The sequence below is a fragment of the Nonomuraea rhizosphaerae genome (assembly GCF_019396405.1).
GTDB classification, from domain to species: domain Bacteria; phylum Actinomycetota; class Actinomycetes; order Streptosporangiales; family Streptosporangiaceae; genus Nonomuraea; species Nonomuraea rhizosphaerae.
In genome coordinates, this window is the sequence record NZ_JAHKRL010000443.1 from 1 (window position 1) to 6,808 (window position 6,808).

General features: G+C 68.8%; 7 protein-coding genes. 2 read left to right on the forward strand and 5 right to left on the reverse strand.

The window, feature by feature from the left end; all coding sequences use genetic code 11:
* Nucleotides 1-187 precede the first annotated feature (187 nt).
* From KME77_RS22730 to ftsE, 4 genes are read right to left on the reverse strand one after another with little or no spacing between them, the layout of a single operon-like run.
* Nucleotides 188-2,047 carry a penicillin-binding transpeptidase domain-containing protein gene (locus KME77_RS22730; protein ID WP_219470956.1) on the reverse strand — a complete coding sequence of 620 codons (1,860 nt, stop codon included), beginning with the start codon at nt 2,045-2,047 and terminating at the stop codon, nt 188-190.
* The gene (smpB, locus tag KME77_RS22735) at nt 2,044-2,511 is read right to left on the reverse strand and encodes an SsrA-binding protein SmpB (protein ID WP_219470957.1); all 468 of its coding nucleotides are present in this window, start codon (nt 2,509-2,511) and stop codon (nt 2,044-2,046) included. Before smpB ends, KME77_RS22730 begins: the two co-directional genes overlap by 4 nt.
* Nucleotides 2,512-2,561: 50 nt before the next feature.
* A complete protein-coding gene (ftsX, locus tag KME77_RS22740; RefSeq protein WP_219470958.1) occupies nt 2,562-3,467 on the reverse strand; it encodes a permease-like cell division protein FtsX in 906 nt (301 codons plus the stop codon).
* 21 nt (nt 3,468-3,488) lie between these two features.
* Nucleotides 3,489-4,178, reverse strand: coding sequence for a cell division ATP-binding protein FtsE (gene ftsE, locus KME77_RS22745; RefSeq protein ID WP_185088544.1), 690 nt, complete (start codon nt 4,176-4,178; stop codon nt 3,489-3,491).
* A 203-nt stretch (nt 4,179-4,381) separates the two neighbouring features.
* On the opposite strand from ftsE, the gene KME77_RS22750 reads away from it, so the two are divergent.
* Nucleotides 4,382-4,573, forward strand: a complete 192-nt coding sequence (locus tag KME77_RS22750) for a hypothetical protein (RefSeq protein ID WP_219470959.1) — start codon at nt 4,382-4,384, stop codon at nt 4,571-4,573.
* Between the two features lie 22 nt (nt 4,574-4,595).
* Here the strand turns inward: KME77_RS22750 and prfB are convergent, their stop codons facing one another.
* Nucleotides 4,596-5,711: a peptide chain release factor 2 gene (prfB, locus tag KME77_RS22755; RefSeq protein WP_219470960.1), complete on the reverse strand. Its 1,116-nt coding sequence runs from the start codon at nt 5,709-5,711 to the stop codon at nt 4,596-4,598.
* A gap of 47 nt (nt 5,712-5,758) precedes the next feature.
* Between prfB and KME77_RS22760 the strand changes: the two genes are divergently transcribed.
* Complete coding sequence (locus KME77_RS22760) at nt 5,759-6,793, forward strand: DUF8094 domain-containing protein (RefSeq protein WP_219470961.1); 1,035 nt, start codon at nt 5,759-5,761, stop codon at nt 6,791-6,793.
* Nucleotides 6,794-6,808 lie beyond the last annotated feature (15 nt).

A 6,808-nucleotide genomic window follows, 5' to 3' on the forward strand; every position in this document is an offset into this window, starting at 1 on the left:
GCCCCCGGAGACGGCGAGCGTCTCCGGGGGCCGACCGGCAGGGTCGAGCCGGTCCGGACGGCAGGACCTCCCCCGAGAAGAAGTCCTGATCTCATCGCGGCGACTGCGCCCGCAACCCCCCGAGCGGGCCAGTCATCAGGAAAGACGCAGCACGCCACCCGAAAGGTTGCTCGTTGTCACGAGAAAATCACAGGTCGTCGCGGAGGGCGGAGAAGAATTCGCCGGCGACGGCCGCGGGGTCGTAGTTCTTGGTCAGGACGGCGATCGCCACCTCGCCCTGCCAGCCGACGAACCAGCCCACCCGCTTGTCCTGCACGCCCGGGTCGCGCACGCCGTACACCGGCTCGCGGCCCACCTGCGCGGCCGTGCCGGTGGCGCCGGCGCGCATCATGGCGGTCAGCGCGGTGCGGACCTTGGGGTTGACCGGGACGGGCTGCGGCGCGGCGACCGGGACCACCTCGGCCGAGGGGTCGGGTGACTTGGGCTCGGTGACCAGCACGGGCGGGTGCCAGCTGCCCGAGGCCACGGCCGCCGCGACGAGGGCCATGCTGAGCGGGCTGACCTGGACGCTCTCGCCGGCGATGGCCTTGGCCTTGTCGGCGTCGCTGCCCAGCGCGGGCAGTGAGCCGCTGAACGACTTGAGCGGCAGCCGCCAGTTCTTGCCGATGCCGTACGCCTGCGCGCTCGTGGTCAGGCGACCGGCGTCGACGCGGCGGGCGAGCGAGGCCAGGGCGGTGACGCAGCCCTTGGCGAAGTTGTCCTTGAACGTCGGCGAGGGCCCACCGAGCTGGGCCGTCGTCGTCACGAAGCGGGCGCCGCCGACGGTGCGCTCGGCGGGGCAGGCGAGCCGCTGCTTGGTCTTCATGCCGGAGTTGAGCAGCGCGTCGGCGGCCACGATCGAGAACGCGGTGCCGGCCGGGTATTTGCCGGCCAGCGCGTCCTTCACCTGGTCCAGGCCCTTGGTGCCGACGGCCAGGATCTGGCCGGTCGAGCGGTCGACGGCGACCAGCGCGCTGGTGCTGGTCTGGGCCACGGCGGACTCGGCGGCACGCTGCTTGGCGCGGTCGATGGTGGTGCGGACGGAGATGTTGGTGCGGCCCGACCACTTCTTCAGCTCGGCTGCTTCCTTGCCGGTCTTGAGGTCGAGCGTGATCACCCTGGTCTCCGTGGAGCCGGTGAGCATGTCCTGGTATGCCTGCTGGAGCCCGTCCTGGCCGACCGAGTCGCCGGCCCGCTGCGGCCCGCCGAGCTTCTGCTCGGTCTCGGGGGTGAGCACGCTGACCCTGCCGATGATGTCGCGCGGGTCGTCGGGCGCGACGTTCTGCGGCTCCTTCACGACGTCGAGCAGCGAGATCCTGGCCAGGTCGTTCTGGACGTCGCGGTAGCGGGCGGCGCCGAACGTGGCCAGCACGACGGACTTGCCCGGCGGCGACGACCTGATGCGGCTCAGCAGCCGGTCGGGGGCGAACTCGGTGATCTTCGAGAGCTGCTCGACGACCTCCTCCGCCTTGCCGCCGAGTGTCGAGGGTGTGACCCTGGCGACGTAGATGAACTGGGGCCGCTGCAGCGCGGTGCCGTTTCTGTCGGTGACCGGCTGGCGGGGGTTGGGGTCGGTGTCGACCGCGAAGCGCTGGCCGTCCTTGAGCTGGGGGTGCAGCACGGACGGCGACCAGCGCACCTTCCACACGCCGTTGACCAGGTGCAGCGGCAGCGCGCCGTCGTAGACCCACAGCGAGTTGTTCTCGCCCAGGTCCACCTCGGCGCGGAAGTCGGCGCGCGTCCGGTCGCCGTCGACGGTGATGTCCCTGATCCTGAAGCGGAACGAGGCCGCGTCGAGCTCCAGCTTGGCGTCCTCGAGCGCCTTGCGGACGACGGCGGGGTCGCCGTCGGCGCGCCCCGCGGCCAGGTCGTAGTCCTCGGACTGCCAGCCCACCAGGAAGTCGCGCACGGCGTCGTGCGGCGAGGACTCCTCGAAGCAGCCGGTCAGCGTCATGCTCGCGACCGCCAGGGTGGCGGTCGCGGCGAGGCCGCGGCGAAGACGGTTCATCGGTTGCGGTGCCGCAGCGCCCGGGCCATCTCCCGCTTGGCCTGCTGCTCCGCCAGCGTCTGCCGTTTGTCCCAGTCTTTCTTGCCCCGGGCGATGCCGATCTCGACCTTGGCCCGGCCGTCCTTGAAGTACAGGGACAGCGGCACGATCGTCAGCCCGCCCTCCTTGGTCTTGGCGGCGAGCTTGTCGATCTCCTTGCGGTGGAGCAGGAGCTTGCGCTTGCGGCGGGCTGTGTGGTTGGTCCACGTCCCCTGGGAGTATTCGGGGATGTGGACGTTGAGCAGCCACGCTTCGCCGCCGTCGATGGAGGCGTAACCGTCGACGAGGGACGCCCGTCCCTCGCGCAGCGACTTCACCTCGGTGCCCTGCAGCACGAGCCCCGCCTCGAAGGTGTCCTCGACTTGGTAGTCGTGCCGGGCACGTTTGTTCTGGGCGATGACCTTCCGCCCGGTCTCACGTGGCATGCCTTGACCTTACCGGCCCCCGGGATGGGGCGACCTGACGATCACGGCGGTCAGACCCTGAGGTAGCGGCGGAGCGTGACGAACGAGGCCAGGACACAGATCACCACGCCGATCACCATCGTCAGCGTGATCACCCAGGCCACGTCGTTCCAGGCGAGCTGGCTGCCGAACGCGAAGTAGCGGGAGATCTCCTCGAACAGGAAGACCTTCGCCACGATCAGCACGATGGCCGCGAACACGCCGCCGATCAACCCGGAGATCACCCCCTCCATCACGAAGGGGAGCTGGATGTACAGGTTCGACGCGCCGACCAGTCGCATGATGCCGGTCTCCCGGCGCCGGTTGAAGGCCGACAGTCGCACCGTGTTGCCGATCAGCAGGGCGGCCGCGAGCACCAGCACCACCGCCAGGCCCACCGCGCCGTAGCGCAGCTGATCGAGCAGGCCGAACAGGTTGTTGACCAGGTCCTTCTGGTTCGTCACCTGCGCGACGCCCGGTTTGCCCTGGAGCGCCTGGACGGTCGGCTGGTAGTTGTTGGGGTCCGTCAGCTTGACCCGGAACGAGGTCGGCATGTCCTCGACCCGGGTCGCCTCCACCAGCGCCTTGTTGGCCTGGTAGGACTGCTGGAAGTTCTTGTACGCCTGGGCCTGGTCCTCGTAGAGCACCTGCTGGACGCCCGGCATGCCCTTGATCTCGGCCTCCAGCGCGTTCGTCTGGGGCGTGGTGATCGACTTGCCCTTGCAGGAGGGCATCGTGGTGTTCTTGCCGCAGAGGAAGACCGAGAGCTCGACCTTGTCGTACCAGAAGTCCTTCATCATGCCGACCTGGGTGTTGATCATCAGCCCGATGCCCAGCATCCCCATGCCGACGGCCACCGTGATGACCACCGCGATCGTCATGGTCAGGTTGCGACGGAGGCCGATCCAGACCTCGGAGAAGATGAAATTCGCCCGCATGATTGTGTCTGCTGCTCCCTGTCAGTAGGCCTGGCCGTAGACGCCACGCGACTGGTCGCGGACGATCTTGCCGTCCTCCAGCTCCACGACACGCTTGCGCATGGAGTCGACGATGGCCGCGTCGTGCGTGGCCATGACGACCGTAGTGCCAGTCCTGTTGATCCGGTCGAGCACCTTCATGATGCCGATGCTCGTCGCGGGGTCGATGTTGCCCGTCGGCTCGTCGGCCAGGAGAATCATCGGCCGGTTGACGAAGGCACGGGCCATGGCGACGCGCTGCTGCTCGCCGCCGGACAACTCGTCGGGCATGCGGTGGGCCTTGCCTTCAAGACCGACCAGCTCGATGACCTCGGGCACCACCTTGCGGATGAACCGCCGGGGCTTGCCGATGACCTCGAGCGCGAACGCCACGTTCTCGTAGACGTTCTTGTTCGGGAGCAGCCTGAAGTCCTGGAACACGCATCCGATGCGGCGGCGCAGGTGCGGCACCTTGAAGTTGGACAGCCGGCCCAGGTCTTTGCCGGCGACGTGGATCGCGCCGGAGTTGGGCCGCTCCTCCTTCAGGACCAGTCGCAGGAACGTGGACTTGCCTGATCCCGAGGGACCGACGAGGAACACGAACTCGCCCTTGTCCACGTCGACGGAGACGTGGTCGAGCGCGGGCCGGTTCTGGTTCGCGTAGACCTTGGTGACATTATCGAAATGGATCACGAGAGCATCACGGCATGCCAGTCTAGGGGTCAGGACGGATGCGAGGGTGGCACATGCCCACTTCCCGCCGCTCGCCTACCGGGTACGTCTTTCTTTACTCATGATCGACGTTCCGATTGGCCAGAGCACAGTCTAGGGGGAAGACTGGCATGGAACGTCCATAACGGAAACAAAACGATTGTGCGGCTAGACTTGGGGCTGACATGAGTTGCCAACACCTCGTATGCGCGCAGTGCGCCCACCCCGTCATCGAGGGCCGCTGCGCCCTGTGCCGCGCCAATCGTGAGCGGATGCACAACCACGGCTTCGCCGGGCTGTCACCTGCCATGATCGTCGCGCTGCTGGTCGTCCTGTTGTTCGTGACCCTGGTGCTCAAGCACCTGGCCGGGGCCTGAGCCCCGGCCGGAGCCTGAGCGTCTAGGCGGGGTCCGACTCCTGACGGCGCATCCAGCGGATCTCCGACTCGATGAACTCGTCGAGGTCGCCGTCGAGCACGGCGGTCGGGTTGCCCGCCTCCGTGCCCGTGCGCAGGTCCTTCACGATCTGGTACGGGTGCAGCACGTAGTTGCGGATCTGCGTGCCCCAGGACGTGGTGGTCGCCCCGCGCAGCTCCGACATCTTCTCGGCCTCCTCCTGCCGCTTGCGCTCCAGCAGCTTGGCCTGCAGCACGTTCATCGCCGAGGCACGGTTCTGAAGCTGTGAGCGCTCGTTCTGGCAGGAGACCACGATGCCCGTCGGGATGTGGGTGATGCGCACGGCCGAGTCGGTCGTGTTGACGCCCTGGCCGCCGGGGCCCGACGAGCGGTAGACGTCTACGCGCAGGTCGTCCTCGTTGATGTCGATGTGGTCGGTCTGCTCGACGACCGGCACCACGTCGACGCCCGCGAACGACGTCTGGCGCCGCCCCTGGTTGTCGAACGGGCTGATGCGCACCAGCCGGTGGGTGCCGTGCTCGCCGCGCAGCGTGCCGTAGGCGTAGGGCGCCTTGATCGTGAAGGTGGCCGACTTGATCCCGGCCTCCTCCGCGTAGGAGGTGTCGTAGACCTCGGTGGAGAAGCTCTTGCGCTCGGCCCAGCGCAGGTACATGCGCAGCAGCATCTCCGCCCAGTCGGCGGCGTCGACGCCACCGGCCTGGGAGTTGATCGTGATCAGCGCCTCGCGCGCGTCGTACTCGCCCGACAGCAGCGTGCGGACCTCCATGGCCCCGATGTCGCCCTTGAGCGACTCCAGCTCCTTGTCGGCCTCGGCGCGCGTGTCGTCGTCGGCCTCCTCGGCCGCCAGCTCGTAGAGGACCCTGAGATCGTCGAGGCGGCGCGAGACGCCCTCGACGCGGTTGAGCTCACCCTGGAGGTGGGAGAGCTTGCTGGTGACCTTCTGGGCCTGCTCAGGGTCGTCCCAGAGGTCCGGGGCGGCTACCTGCTGCTCCAGCTCCTCGATCTGCTTCTGCATCGCACCGAGGTCGAGCACGTCCTGGATGCTGCGCAGCGTGCCCGCGAGCTCGTTGATCTCTTCTGCCGGATCCATGCCTGCCACGTCTCCCAAGGGTACGCGACCCTCGCGGCCCCGAATAACATGGCCAGGTGCGGAGATTCGGTCGGCAGAGGTCGCTGGCGCTCGCCGTCGCCCTGCTGACCGCGGCGACAGGCGCCCTCGCGGGCTGCACCGCCATGGCTCGGCCCACCCCCAGCCAGGTGGCGGCGACCACGGCCATGCCCGCCTCCCCCTCCCCGTCGGCGGCCCCTTCCCCGGCGGTCACGCCCGTGGAGGCGGCCGAGGTCTTCTCGACGTTCACCGTCACCGACGACACGCTGCGGGCCGGCGGCGCCCTGCGGCTGGCCATGTTCAACGTCCGCGACGCGGAGGCCCAGATCACGCCGGCCGTGTACATCTACGCGAAGAACAGGCCGCCCCGCTACACGTGGGGCTCGCCCACGCTCTACGTGCCCCGCCTCGCCCCGGGCGGGAGCCCGCCCTGGTTCATGGCGCTGGCCACCCGCGACGGCCGCCCCACGCTGCTGACCTTCGTCAAGGGCGACATCTGGCAGCTCGGCGCGATGACGCAGTTACTGCGCGGGCAGGATCCTCCCGACGTGGAGCGCGACGCCGAGGGTTACGCCACGTCGCTGCGCGCGGACGACAAGAGCGTCACGATCAGCCCGCAGTTCATGGGCCCGCTGCACGCGACGGTGGCCGAGGCCGGGGAGACGGGCGTGACGTCCGGGCTGCTGGCCCAGGGCCCGTACACGACGGACGTGGCCGAGCAGATCGCCAAGGAGCAGGCGACGTTCAAGTTGCGCGGCTACAGCTACGACTCGATCTTCAGCGCGGGCGACTACCCCGTCTACGCCCTGCGCACGCGCGGCGGCGGCGCGCTCATCCAGTACGCCATGACCCGCACCACGACCACCACGGTGGAGCTGGAGAAGAGCACCGAGGACCTGGTCCCGGTGCCCGAGTGGGCTCGCTGGCTCTTCAGGGAGCCCGTGGCCCGCCGCTTCCTCAAGACCACCGAGATCCAGCAGTACGCCACTCTGGTCCCGAAGGCGGGCACCCCCGCACCGGCCCACATCGTCGCCCACTCGGGCTCGCTGACGAAGGCCACCGGCGGCCCGTGAGCCGGCGGGGGTACG